Origin of the sequence: Paraburkholderia sp., from assembly GCF_047605525.1 — a bacterium.
Classification (GTDB): Bacteria; Pseudomonadota; Gammaproteobacteria; order Burkholderiales; family Burkholderiaceae; genus Paraburkholderia.
In genome coordinates, this window is record NZ_JASGFN010000018.1 from 17,670 (window position 1) to 36,336 (window position 18,667).

General features: G+C 65.1%; 16 protein-coding genes. 11 read left to right on the forward strand and 5 right to left on the reverse strand.

Features of this window, described 5'->3' with window-relative positions:
* Positions 1 to 182 precede the first annotated feature (182 nt).
* The 4 genes from QM685_RS24240 to QM685_RS24255 all read left to right on the forward strand — a co-directional run bounded on the left by QM685_RS24240 (position 183) and on the right by QM685_RS24255 (position 4,637).
* Complete coding sequence (locus tag QM685_RS24240) at positions 183 to 1,430, forward strand: ABC transporter substrate-binding protein (protein WP_415120142.1); 1,248 nt, start codon at positions 183 to 185, stop codon at positions 1,428 to 1,430.
* 214 nt (positions 1,431 to 1,644) lie between these two features.
* Entirely contained in the window at positions 1,645 to 2,583 is a 939-nt protein-coding gene (locus QM685_RS24245) for a carbohydrate ABC transporter permease (RefSeq protein ID WP_415120144.1), read from the forward strand.
* Positions 2,573 to 3,430, forward strand: coding sequence for a carbohydrate ABC transporter permease (locus QM685_RS24250; RefSeq protein ID WP_415120146.1), 858 nt, complete (start codon positions 2,573 to 2,575; stop codon positions 3,428 to 3,430). Before QM685_RS24245 ends, QM685_RS24250 begins: the two co-directional genes overlap by 11 nt.
* Before the next feature lie 91 nt (positions 3,431 to 3,521).
* Complete coding sequence (locus QM685_RS24255) at positions 3,522 to 4,637, forward strand: ABC transporter ATP-binding protein (protein ID WP_415120147.1); 1,116 nt, start codon at positions 3,522 to 3,524, stop codon at positions 4,635 to 4,637.
* Between the two features lie 93 nt (positions 4,638 to 4,730).
* On the opposite strand, the gene QM685_RS24260 is transcribed toward QM685_RS24255, so the two are convergent.
* From QM685_RS24260 to trxB, 4 genes are all read right to left on the reverse strand, one after another.
* Entirely contained in the window at positions 4,731 to 5,651 is a 921-nt protein-coding gene (locus QM685_RS24260) for a LysR family transcriptional regulator (protein ID WP_415120148.1), read from the reverse strand.
* Positions 5,652 to 5,756: 105 nt separating this feature from the next.
* Complete coding sequence (locus tag QM685_RS24265) at positions 5,757 to 6,416, reverse strand: glutathione S-transferase family protein (RefSeq protein ID WP_415120149.1); 660 nt, start codon at positions 6,414 to 6,416, stop codon at positions 5,757 to 5,759.
* 139 nt (positions 6,417 to 6,555) lie between these two features.
* Positions 6,556 to 7,323 carry a Smr/MutS family protein gene (locus QM685_RS24270; RefSeq protein WP_415120150.1) on the reverse strand — a complete coding sequence of 256 codons (768 nt, stop codon included), beginning with the start codon at positions 7,321 to 7,323 and terminating at the stop codon, positions 6,556 to 6,558.
* Positions 7,324 to 7,637: 314 nt separating this feature from the next.
* Complete coding sequence (trxB, locus tag QM685_RS24275; RefSeq protein ID WP_415120152.1) at positions 7,638 to 8,639, reverse strand: thioredoxin-disulfide reductase; 1,002 nt, start codon at positions 8,637 to 8,639, stop codon at positions 7,638 to 7,640.
* 384 nt (positions 8,640 to 9,023) lie between these two features.
* Between trxB and QM685_RS24280 the strand changes: the two genes are divergently transcribed.
* From QM685_RS24280 to speB, 5 genes are all read left to right on the forward strand, one after another.
* Complete coding sequence (locus tag QM685_RS24280; RefSeq protein WP_415120154.1) at positions 9,024 to 11,333, forward strand: DNA translocase FtsK; 2,310 nt, start codon at positions 9,024 to 9,026, stop codon at positions 11,331 to 11,333.
* Between the two features lie 132 nt (positions 11,334 to 11,465).
* Positions 11,466 to 12,197: an outer membrane lipoprotein chaperone LolA gene (gene lolA, locus QM685_RS24285; protein WP_415120156.1), complete on the forward strand. Its 732-nt coding sequence runs from the start codon at positions 11,466 to 11,468 to the stop codon at positions 12,195 to 12,197.
* Positions 12,198 to 12,532: 335 nt separating this feature from the next.
* Positions 12,533 to 12,763, forward strand: a complete 231-nt coding sequence (locus QM685_RS24290; protein ID WP_415120158.1) for a DUF3622 domain-containing protein — start codon at positions 12,533 to 12,535, stop codon at positions 12,761 to 12,763.
* 70 nt (positions 12,764 to 12,833) lie between these two features.
* Positions 12,834 to 13,091 carry a hypothetical protein gene (locus QM685_RS24295; RefSeq protein ID WP_415120160.1) on the forward strand — a complete coding sequence of 86 codons (258 nt, stop codon included), beginning with the start codon at positions 12,834 to 12,836 and terminating at the stop codon, positions 13,089 to 13,091.
* 188 nt (positions 13,092 to 13,279) lie between these two features.
* Positions 13,280 to 14,269 (forward strand): agmatinase, encoded by a 990-nt coding sequence (gene speB, locus QM685_RS24300; RefSeq protein WP_415120162.1) that lies wholly within the window; start codon positions 13,280 to 13,282, stop codon positions 14,267 to 14,269.
* A 106-nt stretch (positions 14,270 to 14,375) separates the two neighbouring features.
* Here speB and cytX read toward each other — a convergent pair whose 3' ends face one another.
* Positions 14,376 to 15,692 carry a putative hydroxymethylpyrimidine transporter CytX gene (gene cytX / locus QM685_RS24305; protein ID WP_415120164.1) on the reverse strand — a complete coding sequence of 439 codons (1,317 nt, stop codon included), beginning with the start codon at positions 15,690 to 15,692 and terminating at the stop codon, positions 14,376 to 14,378.
* A 279-nt stretch (positions 15,693 to 15,971) separates the two neighbouring features.
* Here cytX and QM685_RS24310 point away from each other — a divergent pair, with 279 nt between their 5' ends.
* Together QM685_RS24310 and serS are read left to right on the forward strand one after the other, a co-directional pair.
* Positions 15,972 to 17,285 carry a replication-associated recombination protein A gene (locus tag QM685_RS24310; RefSeq protein ID WP_415120166.1) on the forward strand — a complete coding sequence of 438 codons (1,314 nt, stop codon included), beginning with the start codon at positions 15,972 to 15,974 and terminating at the stop codon, positions 17,283 to 17,285.
* Between the two features lie 64 nt (positions 17,286 to 17,349).
* Positions 17,350 to 18,645: a serine--tRNA ligase gene (serS, locus tag QM685_RS24315; RefSeq protein WP_415120168.1), complete on the forward strand. Its 1,296-nt coding sequence runs from the start codon at positions 17,350 to 17,352 to the stop codon at positions 18,643 to 18,645.
* The last annotated feature ends 22 nt before the right edge of the window (positions 18,646 to 18,667 follow it).

An 18,667-nucleotide genomic window follows, 5' to 3' on the forward strand; every position in this document is an offset into this window, starting at 1 on the left:
TCCCGAACCACTCACCTCTTGAGCGTCCAGCGGCCGGACATCGGTCCGCCGGCACATGCCCTCGCGCATGCGCCCGACCGTGCTCGATCGCCCAGTGTTTTGCCTGTTTGAACCAACCACAGCACCCTGGCGACATCAGGGGCCATTCGTTTTTTTGTTCAGGTGTCTGGAGGAGATAAGCAATGAAATTTCGCGCGATCATGGGCGCTCTGTGCGCTGCGGGTCTGATGTGTGGCGTGTCGGCCGTGCAGGCCGCCGAGTCGGTCGAAGTGCTGCACTGGTGGACTTCGGGCGGCGAATCCAAGGCCGTCGGCGTCCTCAAGGACGACATGACGAAGCAGGGTTACACGTGGAAGGACTTCGCGGTCGCGGGCGGCGCCGGCGCGGCGGCCATGACGGCACTCAAGACCCAGGTGATCTCGGGCAACGCGCCGAGTGCCGCGCAGATCAAGGGGCCGCTGATCCAGGACTGGGCTTCGCAGGGCGTGCTGGTGCCGATCGATTCCGTGGCGGGCGACTGGAAGAAGAACCTGCCGCCGGAAATCGACAAGATCATGCACGCGGACGGCCACTACGTCGCGGCGCCGTTCTCGGTGCACCGCGTGAACTGGCTGTACATCAACAAGGCGGCGCTCGACAAGGCGGGCGGCAAGGTGCCGACCACGTGGCCCGAGTTCTTCGCGGTGGCTGACAAGATGAAAGCCGCGGGCATCCAGCCGATCGCGATGGGCGGCCAGCCGTGGCAGGACCTGACGCTGTGGGAAGACGTCGTGCTGTCGCAGGGCGCGGACTTCTACAAGAAGGCGCTCGTCGACCTCGACCAGAAGACGCTGACCTCGGACAAGATGGTCCAGGTGTTCGACACGGTCCGCAAGATCCAGGGCTACTTCGACGCCGGCCGCACGGGCCGTGACTGGAACCTCGCGACGGCGATGGTCATCAACGGCAAGGCCGGCATGCAGTTCATGGGCGACTGGGCGAAGGGCGAATTCACCAACGCCGGCAAGAAGTCGGGCACCGACTTCGTCTGCGCCGCCGTGCCGGGTACCGAAAAGGCCTACACGTTCAACGTCGACTCGTTCGTGTTCTTCCAGCAGAAGGGCCAGAAGGCCGCGACGCCGGGCCAGCTCGCGCTCGCGAAGACGATCATGTCGCCGGACTTCCAGGAGCAGTTCAGCCTGTACAAGGGCTCGATCCCGGTGCGCCTCGGCGTGCCGATGGACAAGTTCGACGACTGCGCGAAGAAGTCGTACGCGGATGAGCAGACCGCGATCAAGGCAGGCGGCTATGTGCCGTCGCTCGCTCACGGCATGGCTCAGCCCGACGCGGCAGCCGGCGCGATCTCCGACGTCGTCACGAAGTTCATGAACTCGCAGGAAGATTCGAAGACCGCGGTTCAGGCGCTCGCGAAGGCGGCGAAGACCAGGTAAGTGAAGTAAGCGAAGCGGTGCGCCCGGCGGCTTCCAGCGAAACGCCGGGTGTGTCCTTCGGGCCGCCTCGTGCCGGACGTCGCGCTGCATCGAGTGTGACGCGAGGCGCGAGGCGGCTTCACCCTGGTTTCATCGAGTCACACCCAGGCCGTCGCGGTTCCCCACCATGCATGGGCGGGAAGCCGCACGGCACAGTTTCAGCAGGAGTCGAGTAGTGACTGCTTCTATCAGCGGAAACGGGAAAACGGCTGCCGCCACCCGCCGCGCGTCGCCCACGGCGGCCCTCGCCGATCGCTGGATTCCGAAGCTGGTGCTCGCGCCCAGCGTCGTGATCAGCCTGATCTTCGTGTATGGCTTTATCGCAATCACCGGCTATCTGTCGCTGTCTACTTCGCGGCTGATGCCCCGCTTCGAGTTCGCCGGTCTCGACCGTTATCGCGAACTGTTCGACAACGACGTGTTCTGGACCTCGGCCGCGAATCTCGGCTGGTTCGGCATTCCGTTCATCGGCATCTGCATCGGCCTGGGTCTGCTGCTTGCGATCCTGCTCGATCAGCAGATCCGCAACGAAGGCGCGCTGCGCGCCGTGTTCCTGTACCCGATGGCGCTGTCGTTCATCGTGACCGGCACCGCATGGCAGTGGATTCTCACGCCGAGCATCGGCATCGAGAAGGTGTTTCACGACTGGGGCTGGACGAGCTTCTCGTTCAACTGGCTCGGCGACCCGGACAAGGCTATCTTCTGTATCGTGATCGCGGCGGTCTGGCAATCCACCGGTTTCGTGATGGCGCTTTTCCTCGCGGGCCTGCGTGGTGTCGACGGCGAAATCTTCAAGGCCGCGCAGATCGACGGCGCGAACCTGCCGACCATCTACCGCAAGATCGTGATTCCGAGCATGCGGCCGGTGTTCTTTTCCGTGCTGCTGATTCTCTGCCACATCACCATCAAGACGTTCGACCTCGTCGTCGCGTTGACCGCGGGCGGCCCGGGCACGTCGTCGTCGCTGCCGGCTATCTTCATGTACACGTTTTCGTTCAATCGCGGGCAGCTCGGCGTCGGCGCGGCATCGTCGATCATGATGCTCGCCACCGTTGTGGCCGTGCTCGTGCCGCTGATGTATCTGGAATCGAGGAGCACGCGCAATGCAGCCTAAGATGACGATCAGCCGTGCCGTCATTTACGCGGCCCTGATCCTGTTCGCCCTGTATTTCCTGTTTCCGCTGTACGTGATGCTGTCCACATCGTTCAAGGACATCGACCAGTTGCGCACCGGCAACCTGCTGACGCCGCCGACGCACTGGACCTTCGCGCCGTGGCTCAAGGCGTGGAGCGGCGCGTGTACCGGCGTGCGCTGCGACGGCATGCAGCCGTTCTTCATGAACTCGGTGCGCATGGTGATTCCGGCCGTGCTGATCTCGTCGATCATCGGCGCGTTCAACGGCTACGTGCTCACGCACTGGCGGTTCCGCGGCGCCGATCCGATCTTCACGATGCTGCTGGTCGGCTGTTTCATTCCGTTCCAGGCGATCCTGCTGCCGATGGCGCGCCTCGAGGGCATGCTCGGCCTGTCGAACACGACGAGCGGTCTGGTGCTGGTGCACGTGATCTACGGTATCGCGTTCACGACGATGTTCTTCCGCAACTTCTACGTGAGCGTGCCGGCTGAACTCGTGAAGGCCGCGCGGATCGACGGCGCGGGTTTCTTCACGATCTTCACGAAGATCCTGCTGCCGGTGTCGCTGCCGATCTTCATGGTGTGCCTGATCTGGCAATTCACGCAGATCTGGAACGACTTCCTGTTCGGTATCGTGTTCTCCGGCGTCGATTCGATGCCGATCACGGTGGCGCTGAACAACCTCGTGAACACCTCGACCGGCGTGAAGGAATACAACGTGGACATGGCCGGCGCGATCATCGCGGCGCTGCCCACCTTGCTCGTCTACATCATCGCCGGACGTTACTTCGTGCGCGGCCTGACCGCGGGCGCGGTGAAGGGCTAAATCATCGTAGAGCGACGGCGTCGCGGCGTACCCGCGCCGCCGTCACCCGACAAGACGTTTTCAGGCAGTACCAGAGAAGAGGATTCACAGCATGGCAAGCCTTTCCATCCGTGACGTGTACAAGACCTACCCGAACGGGGTGCCGGTTCTGAAGGGTGTCAACATCGACATCGAAGACGGTCAGTTCCTGATTCTGGTCGGCGGCTCGGGCTGCGGTAAGTCGACGCTGCTCAACATGATCGCCGGTCTCGAAACCGTGACCAAGGGCGAGATCCAGATCGACGGCAAGACGGTGAACAACCTGTCGCCGAAAGATCGCGACATCGCGATGGTGTTCCAGTCGTATGCGCTCTATCCGTCGATGACGGTGCGCGAGAACATTTCGTTCGGCCTGAACATCCGCAAGGTGCCGAAGCAGGAGCAGACGCAGATCGTCGAGCGCGTGTCGAACACGCTGCAGATCAAGCATCTGCTCGACCGCAAGCCGGGCCAGCTGTCCGGTGGCCAGCGTCAGCGCGTCGCGATGGGCCGTGCGCTGGCGCGCGATCCGGTGATGTTCCTGTTCGACGAACCGCTGTCGAACCTCGACGCGAAGCTGCGTATCGAGATGCGTTCGGAAATCAAGCTGCTGCATCAGCGCCTCGGCACGACGATCGTCTACGTGACGCACGACCAGATCGAAGCGATGACGCTCGGCGACCGCATCGCGGTGATGAAGGACGGCATCGTGCAGCAGTTCGGCGCGCCGCAGGATATCTACGATTCGCCGTCGAACCTGTTCGTCGCGGGCTTCATCGGCGCGCCGCCGATGAACTTCATCGAGGGCAAGCTGGTCGAGCAGGGTACGGGCGTCGGCGTCGAGCTCGATACGGGCGTCACGCGCAAGGTGCTGGTGCTGCCGTTCGAGTCGTCGAAGGTGCGCTCGCATATCGGCGCCAACGTGATTCTCGGCCTGCGCCCGGAGCGCATCACCGACGCGCGCGGCGCGCACGGCGACGATTCGAAGCTGCAGCCGATCGAAGTGAAGGTCGATGTGATCGAGCCGACCGGTCCGGACACGCTGGTGTTCGCGCAGATCAACGGCAAGCGCGTGGTGAGCCGCGTGCACCCGGCGTCGAACCCGCAGCCGACGATGAACACGACGCTGCTGTTCGATACGTCGAAGGCGGTGCTGTTCGATCCGGCCAATGAAGAGCGGATCGCGTAAGCGTCAGATCGGTCGCTTCAGAAGGGAAAAGCCCCATGCGTTGAACCGCGCATGGGGCTTTGTTTTGCCGCGGCGTGTGGAAAGAGATGGGCGTTACGCCGCCTCGGCCGGACGCAGGTCCGGATTGTTGCGCGCGAGCTCGCTGACCCATTCGATGAACGCGCGCAGCCGCGAGCTCAGATTGCGGCGGTGCGCGTACAGGACCGACAGCGGCGTGCCGGGGCTCGTGTAGTTGCCGAGAATTTCCCGCAACGCGCCTTGCCCGATCAGCTCGGCGACCATGAAGCGCGACGGCTGGATGATGCCGTGCCCGAGCACGCCCGCGCTGATGTACACCGAGCCGTCGTTGACCGCGAGCGTGCTCTTCATCTGCACCCGCTCGATTGCGCCGTTCACCTCGTATTCGAACGGGAAGGTTTTGCCGCTGCGCGCGGACACGTAGTTCACCGCGCGATGATCGGCGAGTTCTTCGAGCGTGGTCGGCGTGCCGAACTTCTCCAGATACGCGGGCGACGCGCACGTGACGATGCGCGCGAGGCCGATGCGCCGCGCGACGAGGCTCGATTCCTCCGGCGTGCCCATGCGGATCACGCAATCGACGCCGTCCTGGATCAGGTCGATGTTGCGGTCCGCGAGACCGAGGCGCACGTCGATTTGCGGGTACCGGCGGTAGAAGTCGTCGAGCGCGGGCAGGAGCAGCGAGCGGGCGAGCGTGCCGGACGTATCGACGCGAATCGTGCCGGCCGGATTCTCGCGCTTGTTCGACAGCGACGATTCGGCTTCGGCGACGTCGGCGAGAATGCTCACGCAGCGCTCGTAGAACGCCGCGCCGTCTTCGGTCACGCTGACCTGGCGCGTGGAGCGGTTCAGAAGCCGCACGCCGACGTGTTCCTCGAGCGCCTGGATCGTGCGGCTGACCTTGGCGCGCGGCAGGTCGAGCGATTCGGATACTTTGGTGAAGCTGTTCGCTTCGACCACACGCGTAAATATCTCCATCGCTTCGAAACGGTCCATGGTGTGCCTTGTGGGTGGTGAGCCGGGGAGAGAAGCAGGCTTGCGGGATGAAGTCTACAGCGAGGAAAACCGCTTGTCTCAAGGCGGGCGCGGTTCGCTCGCCGTTCAATCCCGATCCGGCGCGCCGAGCGGAAAGAGCGGCCGGTACGGCCGCGCTTCATCGACCGCGCGCGCGAACGACGGCCGCGCGAGCAGCCGCTGCCGGTACGCGCGCACGTGCGCGAAGGCCGGCCCGATCGGATGCGTCCAGTCGGCGTAGAACAGCGACGGGGCGGCGGCGCAGTCCGCGAGGCTGAAGGTGTCGCCGGCGGCCCATTCGCGCCCGGCCATCAGCTTGTCGAGCCACGCGTACGAGGTATCGAGCATCGCGCGCGCATCGGCGACGCCGCGCGGGTCGCGTTCGGTGGCGGCGCGCAGGCTGTCGTAGACGATGCGCTGTTGCGGTGTCGAAATGTAGTTGTCGAAGAAGCGGTCCAGCATGCGCACGTCGAGCGCGGCGCGCGCGTCGGCCGGCAACAGCGCGACGGGCCCCGGATGATGCAGGCCCAGGTACTCGATGATGATGCTCGCCTCGACCACGGTGCGGCTGCCGTCGACGAGCACCGGGAAGCGCCTGATCGGCCACAGCGCGGCGAATTCGGCCATGATTTGCGGGTTGTCGTGCGCGAGCATGCGCATCTCGAACGGTGTGCCGTTTTCGTAGAGCGCGGTCAGGACCTTCTGGCAGTAGGAAGAGAACGGGTGGGCATAGAGCTGCAGGGGCATCGCGATCACCTTTGACGTTTGGGGAGGGCGCGGTGACCACGATGGCCGCCGCGCGACGGCCACCGTGGCCGTTTATCCGACGACGAACGGCGGTCGCGAAAATCGACAGCCTGCGCGTGGCGCACCGCTGTTGACCCGCTCAGGACTTCGCCTGCACCCCATGAGCCGGCAACGCCCCCGGTTGCAACAGCACGACCACCGCGCCGGCGCCACCGTCGTGCGGGCGCGCCTGACAGAACGCGATGACCTCGGACTTCTGCACGAGCCACGCGCGCACCTTGCCCTTCAACACCGGTTCCTTGCCGATCGAGCCCAACCCCTTGCCGTGGATCACGCGCAAACACCGCAAGCCGCGCTTCACCGATTCGCGGATGAATTCCGCGAGCGCTTCGCGCGCTTCCTCGCGCCGCATGCCGTGCAGGTCGATCTGCGCCTGCACGATCCAGTCGCCGCGCCGCAGTTTGCGCACGACGTCGCGGCTCACGCCGGGGCGGCAATACGACAGCGTTTCGTCGGTTTCGAGCAGCACCTCGGGGTCGAATTCGTCGGAGATCGCTTCGTGCAGCACCGCTTCTTCGTCGAGCAGCGTTTGCACCGGCAGCGGCGGCGGGGGGTTGCGCGTGAGCGTCGCGCGCGGCGGAATCGCGAGCGGCGCGACTTCGCCGATTTCGCGGCGGAACAGATCGGCATCGGCCGCCGCTTCGCGCTGGGCCGCCTTTGCCGCCGCCTGCTCGCGCTCGCGCCGTTGCGCGTCGCTCTTCAATGCGTCACGCAACGCGCCGAGGCCAGCGAGCCCGCTCGCGCGCTCGAGCTTCGGCGCAACGGCGGGCGCGGCCGGCGCAGGCGCGGACCGCGTGGCGGCTTGCGGACGTCTCGGTTCGTTCGGATGGGGCTGATTCTTCGGCATATCGGCAATACACGCGGAAAGGGCAACGGGTCGTGCGGGGCTGGCGCGGCGGCGCATCGTGTGCATCGGCTCGCGGGTGATCCGACGCGCGGAATCGGGCACCGATGCCAGCCGCGAAAGCGCGGTAAAAGCACGCAAGCTGGAAGCACAACTCAAACACGCAGCGTAAAAGAGATGAGCGAGACGGGCGCAAAAAAGGCCGCCGGCTTTTCAGCCGCGGCCTTCCCGTGAAGCAGACGGCCGGGCTTCGCCCCGCCGTCATTTTACCGTCGCGCCCGGTGTGGCGACCTCACGTCGCGAGCGCGCGTCGCGGATCAGCGCTCCGCTTCCTGGCTCATCGCGTGCTCGCCGGCCATCTCATCGATGGTCTCGAGATAGCGCTGCGCGTCGAGCGCGGCCATGCAGCCGGTGCCCGCGCTCGTGATCGCCTGGCGGTACACGTGGTCCTGCACGTCGCCCGCGGCGAATACGCCCGGCACGCTGGTCGCGGTCGCGAAACCGTTCAGGCCGCCCTTCGTGATGATGTAGCCGTTCTTCATCTCGAGCTGGCCTTCGAAGATGTCCGTGTTCGGCTTGTGGCCGATCGCGACGAACAGGCCTTGCAGCGCGATGTCGGTAGTTTCGCCGGTCTGCGTGTTCTTGATGCGCACGCCGGTCACGCCGGACTGATCGCCGGTCACTTCGTCGAGCACGTGGTTCCACCTGATTTCGACGACGCCTTCCTTCTCCTTCGCGAGCAAACGGTCGATCAGGATCGGCTCGGCGCGGAACTTGTCACGGCGATGGATCACGGTCACTTTCTTCGCGATGCCGGCGAGGTACAGCGCCTCTTCGACCGCGGTATTGCCGCCGCCGATCACGGCCACGTGCTGCTGCTTGTAGAAGAAGCCGTCGCAGGTCGCGCAGGCTGACACGCCCTTGCCCATGAACGCTTCTTCCGACGGCAGGCCGAGGTATTGCGCCGACGCGCCGGTCGAGATGATCAGCGAATCACACGTGTATTCGCCCGAATCGCCGATCAGGCGGATCGGCTTTTCGGCGAGCTTCGCTGTGTGGATGTGGTCGAAGATGATTTCGGTGTTGAAGCGCTCGGCATGCTCGAGAAAGCGCGTCATCAGCTCCGGGCCCTGCACGCCGTTGGCGTCGGCGGGCCAGTTTTCGACGTCGGTCGTGGTCATCAGTTGGCCACCCTGCGCGAGGCCCGTGATGAGTACCGGCGACAGGTTGGCGCGCGCCGCGTAGACCGCCGCCGTGTAGCCGGCGGGACCGGAACCGAGAATCAGAACCTTGGCGTGTTTCGTTGCAGTTGCGGGCATGATCGAATCCTTGTACGGCGCGCGGCTCGCCGCTGCGAGGCCGTGCGTTTTTGAGCTGAAACTGTAGATGGGTATCAGTGCGGCATTATAAAGGGCGGGGCGCGCGGCTGCGCCATCAAGCTTTACGATCGCCGCGATAGCATGGCGGCGCGCGGGCGCGGAGCAACGCGATCGAACCCGCGCGCGCCCGGACGCTTTTGTGTTCTGTGGCCAAACAGCCAAGTTACCGTCATTTACAGCCTTGCGCGAGGCACAGCGTTTACAATAGGCCGGATCGACGTTTCCGGTAGCCGGGATCGGGCCAGCAGCCGCGCGCGGCGAGGCTCGCGGTCCCGCTCCCGGCGGCAGTTCAGCCTGAACCGGCTACCCCAGGCAACAGGATCAATGGCAAAAGCTCCTTATTCCGCGAGCGCGCAGGCATTGCCGCACCGCATGTCGCGCCTTTTCACCGAAATCCGCTGGATTCTGCAGGTCGCGCTCGGCGTATTCCTGCTGATGTCGCTCGTCAGCTACAGCAGGCACGATCCGAGCTGGACCCACGCCGCGCAGGTCGACCATATCTCGAACTGGGCGGGCCGCGTCGGCGCGTGGACGTCCGATATCCTGCTGCTGCTGTTCGGCCTGTCCGCCTACTGGTGGATCGTGCTGCTCGGCCGCCATATCTCCGCGAACTACAAACGCATCACCCGTCACGAAGAGCAGGAAGACGACGAAGCACCGCGCGGCGTGAGCTGGCTCGCGGACGTGTTCGCGTTCCTGCTCGTGCTGCTGTCGTGCAACGGTATCGAGGCGCTGCGCATGTGGTCGCTGAAGGTGCAGTTGCCGCGCGCGCCCGGCGGCGTGATCGGCGAGGCCGTCGCGCGCGGCGTATCGCACGCGCTCGGCTTCACCGGCGGCACGCTCGCGCTGCTGCTCGGACTCGCGATCGGGCTGTCGTTGTATTTCCGCTTTTCGTGGCTGTCGGTCGCCGAGAAGGTCGGCGAGTCGATCATTTCCGCGGTGACGTTCGCGAAGCTGCGCCGCGAGGCCGGGCGCGACCGCAAGCTCGGCGAAGCGGCCGCGGTCAAGCGCGAGGGCAAGGTCGAGAAGGGCCGCGTGCGCATCGAGGAACACGAGCCCGTGGTGATCGTGCCGCCCATCGTCACACCGGCGAAGTCGGAGCGCGTCGAGAAGGAGCGGCAGGTGCCGCTCTTCACCGATCTGCCGGGCGACTCCACGCTGCCGCCCATTTCGCTGCTCGACCCCGCGCCCGCCGCGCAGGAAACCATCTCTGCGGACACGCTCGAATTCACGTCGCGTCTGATCGAGAAGAAGCTGAAGGACTTCGGTGTCGAGGTGAGCGTGGTCGCCGCCTATCCGGGGCCGGTCGTCACGCGCTATGAAATCGAGCCGGCCACCGGCGTGAAGGGCAGCCAGATCGTCAATCTCGCGAAGGACCTCGCGCGTTCGTTGTCGCTCGTGTCGATCCGCGTGGTCGAAACGATTCCGGGCAAGAACTACATGGCGCTCGAGCTGCCGAACCAGCGCCGTCAGACGGTGAGCCTCTCCGAGATTCTCGGCTCGGCCGTGTATGCGGATGCCGCGTCGCCGCTCACGATGGGTCTCGGCAAGGACATCGGCGGCAAGCCGGTGTGCGCCGACCTCGCGAAGATGCCGCATTTGCTCGTCGCCGGCACGACCGGGTCGGGCAAGTCGGTCGGTATCAACGCGATGATCCTGTCGCTGCTGTACAAGGCGAGCGCCGAGCAGGTGCGCATGATCCTGATCGATCCGAAGATGCTCGAAATGAGCGTCTACGAAGGCATTCCGCATCTGCTGTGTCCGGTCGTCACCGACATGCGCCAGGCGGGCCACGCGCTGAACTGGGCAGTCGCCGAAATGGAGCGCCGCTACAAGCTGATGAGCAAGCTCGGCGTGCGCAACCTCGCCGGCTACAACAACAAGATCGACGATGCGGCCAGGCGCGACGAGAAGCTGCCGAATCCGTTCAGCCTCACGCCGGACGATCCGGAGCCGCTCACGCGTCTGCCGAACATCGTGATCGTGATCGACGAGCTGGCCGACCTGATGATGGTCGTCGGCAAGAAGGTCGAGGAGCTGATCGCGCGGATCGCGCAGAAGGCGCGCGCGGCGGGCATCCACCTGATTCTCGCGACGCAGCGTCCGTCGGTCGACGTGATTACCGGCCTCATCAAGGCCAACGTGCCGACGCGCATGGCGTTCCAGGTGTCGTCGAAAATCGACTCGCGCACGATTCTCGACCAGCAGGGCGCGGAGTCGCTGCTCGGCATGGGCGACATGCTGTATCTGCCGCCGGGCACCGGGCTGCCGGTGCGCGTACATGGCGCGTTCGTGTCGGATGACGAGGTGCACCGCGTCGTCGACAAGCTCAAGGAGCAGGGCGAGCCGAACTACATCGAGGGCATTCTCGAGGGCGGCGTCGCCGGCGAGGGCGACGAAGGCTCCGTGGGAACCGGCGCGACCGACGGCGAGTCGGACCCGCTATACGACCAGGCGGTCGACGTGGTGCTGAAGAACCGCCGCGCGTCGATCTCGCTGGTGCAGCGGCACTTGCGCATCGGCTACAACCGGGCGGCGCGCCTGCTCGAACAGATGGAGAATTCGGGCGTGGTGTCGGCGATGTCGTCGAACGGCAATCGCGAGATCCTGGCGCCGGCGCGCGAAGCGGAATAAGCCGCATACCTTTAGCCACTGCGTTGCGCCGCCACGGCTCCACGCCGGATAAGCCGCTCACTGTTCACTGTTCCCACGGCGCGCTTGCCAACGCAGCCCTTCACCGAATCCAATCAACGGAGAAAAAAACCTATGCAAGCATTCGCGCAGCAGGATGCCCGAGAGCGTCAGTCCGGACGTGTCGATCAGTTCGTGCGCCGTCTCGTGCGCGGCGCGGGCAGCGTGGCGATCGGCGCGTCGCTGCTCGTCGCCTCGCAGGCATTCGCGAGCGGCACCGAGCAACTGAAGGCGTTCATCGCGCAGGTTCATTCGGCGCGCGGCACCTTCGTGCAGCAGGAAGTGCGCGCGCCGAGCAAGGCGCAAGGCGCGAGCGGCGCACTGCCCACCGGCGGCGCGAACAAGCCGACCACGTCGAGCGGTTCGTTCACGTTCGCTCGGCCCGGCAAGTTCATCTGGCAGTACGAGAAGCCCTACGCGCAGCTATTGCAGGCGGACGGCGACAAGCTCTACGTGTACGACAAGGACCTGGACCAGGTGACGGTGCGCGCGCTCGGCAATGCGCTTGGCGCGAGCCCGGCGGCGATCCTGTTCGGCAGCAACGATCTCGACAGGAACTTCACGTTGCGCGACGCCGGCGTGAAGGCCGGCATCGACTGGCTCGAGCTGACGCCGAAAGCGAAGGACACGCAATTCGAGCGCGTCGGCATCGGCTTCAAGGACGGCAATCTCGAAGCGATGGAATTGCACGACGTGTTCGGCAACGTGACGCTGCTGACGTTCTCGAACATCCAGAAGAATCCGCAGTTGCCGGCCGACACGTTCAGGTTCACGGTGCCGAAGGGCGCGGATGTGATCAACGGATAAACGTCGTCGGCGGCGCGGAAATTCGCGCGATGTGGACGGCTGTCAAGCCGCGCTTTTGAGCGCGGCTTTTTTATTTGCGCGTGATTTGCGCGGATACGAGCGCGCGAATCGTTCGAAAGTGTGCGCTGCAACGGATGCCTGCCTGTTTCAGCAGATGTCATTGTTTAGTGGGAGACTGGAACGCACGGCATCATCAGTGTGTGTGTAAGCGTTCCGGACTTTCGAGGCTTTCGTCGACACTATTTGACAATTTTTTTGCTGCGACGCAACAAGATAACGCCTACACTGGTCGAAGTCAGCAATTGCTTCGGATGTTTGGAAAGGTGAGGCATGTCATGAACCTGTCTTCTTCACAAGATTTACGTTTTTCCCCCTCGCTGCATGTTTTCGAGCAGGAAGGCGGCTGGCATTGGGGTATCACGGTTCCGCGGCGGGTGGGCAGCGGGTTCAAGGTCGTCGCTTACAGCGAGAAAACCTTTGTCGACGAGGCAGAGGCACATCGGGAAGGCAATCGCGCGCTCGCGCGTTTCGCCGAGGCGCCGGCGATGGCGTTCGAGCACCAATAAAAGGCGAGTACTTATCCAATATGCAACAATTTGCATATTGTTTTGACTTCGAGGAGATCGTGGCGGTAATGTGCCGGTCTTTTTGAGATTCGCTTTTACCTTGACTTTTGCAGAATACGAAACCACGCGCCCCCTGAGCGTGGAGCTGGACGGCGTGAACTACGCCGGAACCTACCGTGTGATGACGGGCACCGTCGTCGTTCATTTCGAGAACGAATCCAAATTTGCTTCGTACGCGCCGAATCGGCCGGAAATCGTCGCGCGCTGGCTGCTTACGGATCTTTGCCGGAAAGTCGAATCCCGCAGGCGTAAAGCGACGAGAAAATAGGCGATAAGTCGCTCTGGAATTGCGACCAGAATGCGTTTTTTCAGAGCCGTACGCAGGCTCGAAAAAAACCGGCAACACAACGCAATATTTGAGGAAGAATCGAGGTTCGCCCGGCGACGGTGCGCGTTGCAGCGCCGTCCAGCCGGTTTGTGCGGAAATCGCGCTGCTTCCTTGCCTGCCGAGCCACGATGACTACCTCCTCCTTCGTTTTCCCGGAAGCCGGCGAACGGCCGCAGCCGCTATCCGGCAACGCGATGCCGCGTTGCGGCGGCATCGCGACGATGATGCGTCTGCCGAACGTCGGCTCGCCCGCCGGCTTCGATGCGTGCTTCGTCGGCGTACCGTTCGATCTCGGCACGTCGAACCGTACCGGCGCGCGTTTCGGACCGCGCCAGATCCGCAGCGAATCGGTGCTGCTGCGGCCGTACAACATGGCGACGCGCGCGGCGCCATTCGATTCGCTGCGCGTCGCCGATCTCGGCGATGTCGCGATCAATCCGTACAACCTGCACGATTCGATCGCGCGGATCGAAACCGCGTACGACGAAATCCTCGCGCACGACTGCAAGCCGATCACGCTCGGCGGCGATCACACGATCGCGTTGCCGATCCTGCGCGCGATCCATCGCAAGCACGGCAAGGTCGGCCTGATTCACATCGACGCGCACGCGGACGTCAACGACACGATGATGGGCGAGAAGATCGCGCACGGCACGCCGTTTCGCCGCGCGGTCGAAGAGGGGCTGCTCGATTGCGGGCGCGTCGTGCAGATCGGTCTGCGCGGCACCGGTTATGCGGCCGAGGACTTCGACTGGTGCCGCGACCAGGGCTTCGACGTCGTGCAGGCCGAGGCGTGCTGGAACCAGTCGCTCGTGCCGTTGATGGCGCGCGTGCGCCAGCGCATGGGCGATGGTCCGGTGTATGTCACGTTCGATATCGACGGCATCGATCCGGCGTTCGCGCCGGGTACGGGCACGCCGGAAATCGCGGGGCTCACGGTGCCGCAGGCGCTCGAAATCATTCGTGGCGCGCGGGGTTTGAACATCGTCGGCTGCGATCTGGTCGAGGTCGCGCCGCCGTACGATCCATTCGGCACGACCGCGCTGCTCGGCGCGAATCTCGCGTTCGAGTTGCTGTGCGTGCTGCCGGGCGTCGAGTATCGGGCTACCGCGCGTTGAAGCCGCAGCGCGTTATCGCGCACGGCCGTTTCGTTCGGCGGACAAAAAAAGACCTGCATTTGCAGGTCTTTTTTGTTCTCATGCAAGCGTATTCAACCGCGGGCGCTCACGCATACGCAGTCTTGCGCGCCGACACGAACACGAAGTAGCACACCGCGCCGATCGCGAGCGAAGGCAGCGTCGCGCCGAGATTCGGCAGCCATTGATTGATCACCTGGTACGCGGCGATGCCGATCGCCCATGCGATGAACGCGCTCAGATGCCAGCCGCCCGAGAAGCCATAGCGGCCGCGCGCGTCGGCGAGCACGGCGGCATCGATGCGGCGCTTGCGCACGATGAAGTGATCCATCAGCACGACGCCGAACAGCGGCGCGAACACCGAGCCGATCAGCAGCAGGAAGTTCTGGTACTTCGCCATCGGCACGAGCAGCGCGATCAGCGTGCACAGCGCGCCGAACGCCGCCGACAGCAGCGGCACGCTCGCGCGCGCCCAGAACGTGCCGGTCGATACCGCGGCCGAGTGGATGTCGGCAAACGCGTTGTCGATTTCGTCGATCAGGATCAGCAGCAGCGCGAAACCGCCGCCGGCCTGCGCGAGCGCGCCCGTCAGCAGCGCATCGCCGCCGCCCGCCGCGAGACCATAGATCGCGCCGAGCGCATAGAACCAGATGTTCGCGATGCCGTAGCCCGCCAGCGTGCCGCGGAACGTCTCGCCGGCGCGCCGGCCGAAGCGCGTGTAGTCGGCGATCAGCGGCAGCCACGACAGCGGCATCGCGACCACGAGGTCGACCGCGCCGCCGAACGACATCTCGCCGGTGCCGGGCCGATGCATCATGTCCACGAGATTGTGGCGCGCGAGCAGGTTCCACGTGAGCCACAGGGCGCCCGCGAGCAGCAGCCAGATGCCCCAGGTGCGCAGAAAGCGCCGCACGAACGACAGCGGGCCGCTGATCGCCAGCAGCGTCGCGAGCAGGCCGAAGATCACGGTCCAGACGAGCGGCATCGACAGACCGAACGCCTGTTTCGCGAGCGCGTCGGCGGAATCGCGCATCACGATCACCTCGAACGAGCCCCAGCCGGCCAGTTGCACCATGTTCAGCACGGCCGGCACCGACGCGCCGCGCACGCCGAGCGTCGGACGCAGCGACGACATTGCCGCGAGCCCGGTGTCGGTGCCGATCACGCCCGCGAGCGCGAGCAGTACGACACCGATCACGCTGCCGAGCACGATCGCGACGAGCGCGTGCGGCAGCGACAGCCCCGGCACCAGCAGCGCGCCCGCCTGCGCGACGAGCAGGCCGATGCCGAGGGAGAACCAGAGCGCGAACGCATCGCCGGTGCGGAAGGCGCGCCGCGCTTCGGGCACCGGCGTGAGCGGCGCGTAGGTGGAGCCGGCGTCGCCGGCGAGGGAGTCTTGTGCCATCTGTTGTCGTTCCTGTTGGTGTTGCCTGTGAATCTTCGCTGTGAATCCGGCTGTTCGCGCGGCACGCCGTTTGCGACGCGTGTGTTTGCCGGCTGGGCCCCGTTCGGCCTTCGCCCGGCCGCCGTCGCTGTCATAATGCAGGACGTTGTCCGCGCTTTGGCCGATCAGGCCTTTGCCAGCCCCCGGCGCGCGGGCTTTGCGCTTGTCCGGCCGCCCGCCGCGTTCCCGCGGAGCGCGCCCGGGAAAGACCGGAAAAGCCGAGATTATCCCCAAAACGTCATGTTTGAAGAAACCCGTGCCAATGTTCCGCTCGCCGAACGCCTGCGGCCACGCAATATCGACGAAGTGATCGGGCAGGCGCACCTGCTCGGCCCGAACAAGCCGCTCAGGGTCGCGTTCGAGTCGGGCGAGGCCCATTCGATGATCCTGTGGGGCCCGCCCGGCGTCGGCAAGACCACGCTCGCGCGGCTGATGGCCGACGCGTTTCACGCGCAGTTCATCGCGCTGTCGGCGGTGCTCTCGGGCGTGAAGGATATTCGCGAGGCAGTCGAGACCGCGCAGATCCATCGCGCGAACGGTCATCAGACGCTGGTGTTCGTCGACGAAGTGCATCGCTTCAACAAGAGCCAGCAAGACGCGTTCTTGCCGCACGTCGAGTCGGGCCTGTTCGTGTTCGTCGGCGCGACGACCGAGAATCCGTCGTTCGAGGTCAACAGCGCGTTGCTGTCGCGCGCCGCGGTCTACGTGCTGAAGAGCCTGACCGACGACGAGCAGCGCGAACTGCTCGAACGCGCGCAGAAGGAGCTCGGCGGCCTCACGTTCACCGATGAAGCGCGTGCCGCGCTGATCGGTTCCGCCGACGGCGACGGCCGCAAGCTGCTGAACAACCTCGAAATCGTCGCGCGCGCGGCTGCCCAGCAGAAGACCACCGAAATCGACGGCGCGTTGCTCGGCAGCGCGCTCGCGGAAAACCTGCGCCGCTTCGACAAGGGCGGCGACGCATTCTACGACCAGATCAGCGCGCTGCATAAATCGGTGCGCGGCAGCAACCCGGACGGCGCGCTGTACTGGTTCTGCCGCATGCTCGACGGCGGCGCGGATCCGCGTTACCTCGCGCGCCGCATCGTGCGCATGGCGTGGGAAGACATCGGTCTCGCCGACCCGCGCGCCGCGCGCATCACGCTCGACGCCGCCGAAACCTACGAGCGCCTGGGCTCGCCCGAAGGCGAGCTCGCGCTCGCGCAGGCGGTTATCTACCTCGCGGTCGCGCCGAAATCGAACGCCGGGTACAACGCGTACAACGAGGCACGGCGCTTCGTCGGCAAGGACCAGTCGCGCGCGGTGCCGGTACATCTGCGCAACGCGCCGACGAAGCTGATGAAGGAACTCGGCTACGGCCACGACTACCGCTACGCGCACGACGAACCCGATGCGTACGCGGCCGGCGAAACCTACCTGCCCGACAACATGCGCGAGCCGCACTGGTACGAGCCGACGCCACGCGGCCTCGAAGGCAAGATCGGCGAGAAGCTGGCGCGGCTCGCCGAGCTCGACGCGCAGTGGCGCGCGGAGAACAGGCCGAAGAAGAGCTGAGGCTTTTGCGGCGCGCCGGTGCGCTAAAATCGCGGTTTCATACAACGAACACCCGTCCCATTCCATGCTCGACATCCAGTTGCTGCGCAAAGACCTCGACGGCGTCGCGAAGCGCCTCGCCGACCGCGGCTATACCCTCGACGTCGCGGCCTTCACCGCGCTCGAAGCGGAACGCCGCGATACCCAGACCCGTACCGAAGAACTGCAGGCGCGCCGCAACAGCCTGTCGAAGCAGATCGGCGCGATGAAGGGGCGCGGCGAGGACACGTCGGCGGTGATGGCCGAAGTCGGCGGCATCGGCGACGAGATGAAGGCGTCGGCCGTGAAGCTGGAGGACATCCAGAAGCGTCTGTCGGATCTGCTGCTCGGCGTGCCGAATCTGCCGCACGAGAGCGTGCCGGCGGGCCGCGACGAAACGGAGAACGTCGAGGTGCGCCGCTGGGGCACGCCGCGCCAGTTCGACTTCGAGGTGAAGGATCACGTCGACGTCGGCACGCCGCTCGGGCTCGACTTCGAGACCGGCGCGAAGCTGTCGGGCGCGCGCTTCACGATGCTGCGCGGCCAGATTGCGCGGCTGCATCGCGCGCTCGCGCAGTTCATGATCGACACGCATACGCAGCAGCACGGCTACACCGAGATCTACACGCCGTACATCGTGAATCCGGAGATCCTGTACGGCACCGGCCAACTGCCGAAGTTCGCCGACGACATGTTCCGCGTCGAGAAGGGCGGCGGCGAAAACACGGTTACGCAGTATCTGATTTCGACGTCGGAAATTTCGCTGACGAACACGGTGCGCGAGAGCATCGTCGAAGCCAACGCGCTGCCGATCAGGCTGACCGCGCATTCGCCGTGCTTCCGCTCGGAAGCGGGCTCGTACGGCCGTGACACGCGCGGCATGATCCGCCAGCATCAGTTCGACAAGGTCGAGATGGTGCAGATCGTCGCGCCGGACACGTCGTATGACGCGCTCGAGCAGATGGTCGGCCATGCGGAGGCGATTCTGCAGAAGCTCGAGCTGCCGTATCGCGTAATCACGCTGTGCACCGGCGACATGGGCTTCTCGGCTTCGAAGACCTACGACCTCGAAGTGTGGCTGCCGGCGCAGAACACGTATCGCGAGATCTCGAGCTGCTCGAATACCGAGTCGTTCCAGGCGCGTCGCATGCATGCGCGTTATCGCAATGCGCAGGGCAAGCCGGAACTCGTGCATACGCTGAATGGTTCGGGTCTCGCGGTGGGCCGCACGCTCGTCGCCGTGCTCGAGAATTTCCAGAACGCCGATGGCTCGGTGACGGTGCCCGTGGCGCTGCGGCCCTACCTCGGTGGTGTGGAACGACTCGAAGTGCCGGCGGCCTGACGCTCTCCGGGAATATTTCGAA

Excerpts from the sequence above, each read along its gene's own strand:
- QM685_RS24240 (WP_415120142.1), top strand. The coding sequence starts at position 183 with ATGAAATTTCGCGCGATCATGGGCGCTCTGTGCGCTGCGGGTCTGATG.
- QM685_RS24250 (WP_415120146.1), top strand. The coding sequence starts at position 2,573 with ATGCAGCCTAAGATGACGATCAGCCGTGCCGTCATTTACGCGGCCCTG.
- QM685_RS24255 (WP_415120147.1), top strand. The coding sequence starts at position 3,522 with ATGGCAAGCCTTTCCATCCGTGACGTGTACAAGACCTACCCGAACGGG.
- QM685_RS24260 (WP_415120148.1), bottom strand. The coding sequence starts at position 5,651 with ATGGACCGTTTCGAAGCGATGGAGATATTTACGCGTGTGGTCGAAGCG.
- QM685_RS24265 (WP_415120149.1), bottom strand. The coding sequence starts at position 6,416 with ATGCCCCTGCAGCTCTATGCCCACCCGTTCTCTTCCTACTGCCAGAAG.
- QM685_RS24270 (WP_415120150.1), bottom strand. The coding sequence starts at position 7,323 with ATGCCGAAGAATCAGCCCCATCCGAACGAACCGAGACGTCCGCAAGCC.
- trxB (WP_415120152.1), bottom strand. The coding sequence starts at position 8,639 with ATGCCCGCAACTGCAACGAAACACGCCAAGGTTCTGATTCTCGGTTCC.
- QM685_RS24280 (WP_415120154.1), top strand. The coding sequence starts at position 9,024 with ATGGCAAAAGCTCCTTATTCCGCGAGCGCGCAGGCATTGCCGCACCGC.
- lolA (WP_415120156.1), top strand. The coding sequence starts at position 11,466 with ATGCAAGCATTCGCGCAGCAGGATGCCCGAGAGCGTCAGTCCGGACGT.
- QM685_RS24290 (WP_415120158.1), top strand. The coding sequence starts at position 12,533 with ATGAACCTGTCTTCTTCACAAGATTTACGTTTTTCCCCCTCGCTGCAT.
- speB (WP_415120162.1), top strand. The coding sequence starts at position 13,280 with ATGACTACCTCCTCCTTCGTTTTCCCGGAAGCCGGCGAACGGCCGCAG.
- cytX (WP_415120164.1), bottom strand. The coding sequence starts at position 15,692 with ATGGCACAAGACTCCCTCGCCGGCGACGCCGGCTCCACCTACGCGCCG.
- QM685_RS24310 (WP_415120166.1), top strand. The coding sequence starts at position 15,972 with ATGTTTGAAGAAACCCGTGCCAATGTTCCGCTCGCCGAACGCCTGCGG.
- serS (WP_415120168.1), top strand. The coding sequence starts at position 17,350 with ATGCTCGACATCCAGTTGCTGCGCAAAGACCTCGACGGCGTCGCGAAG.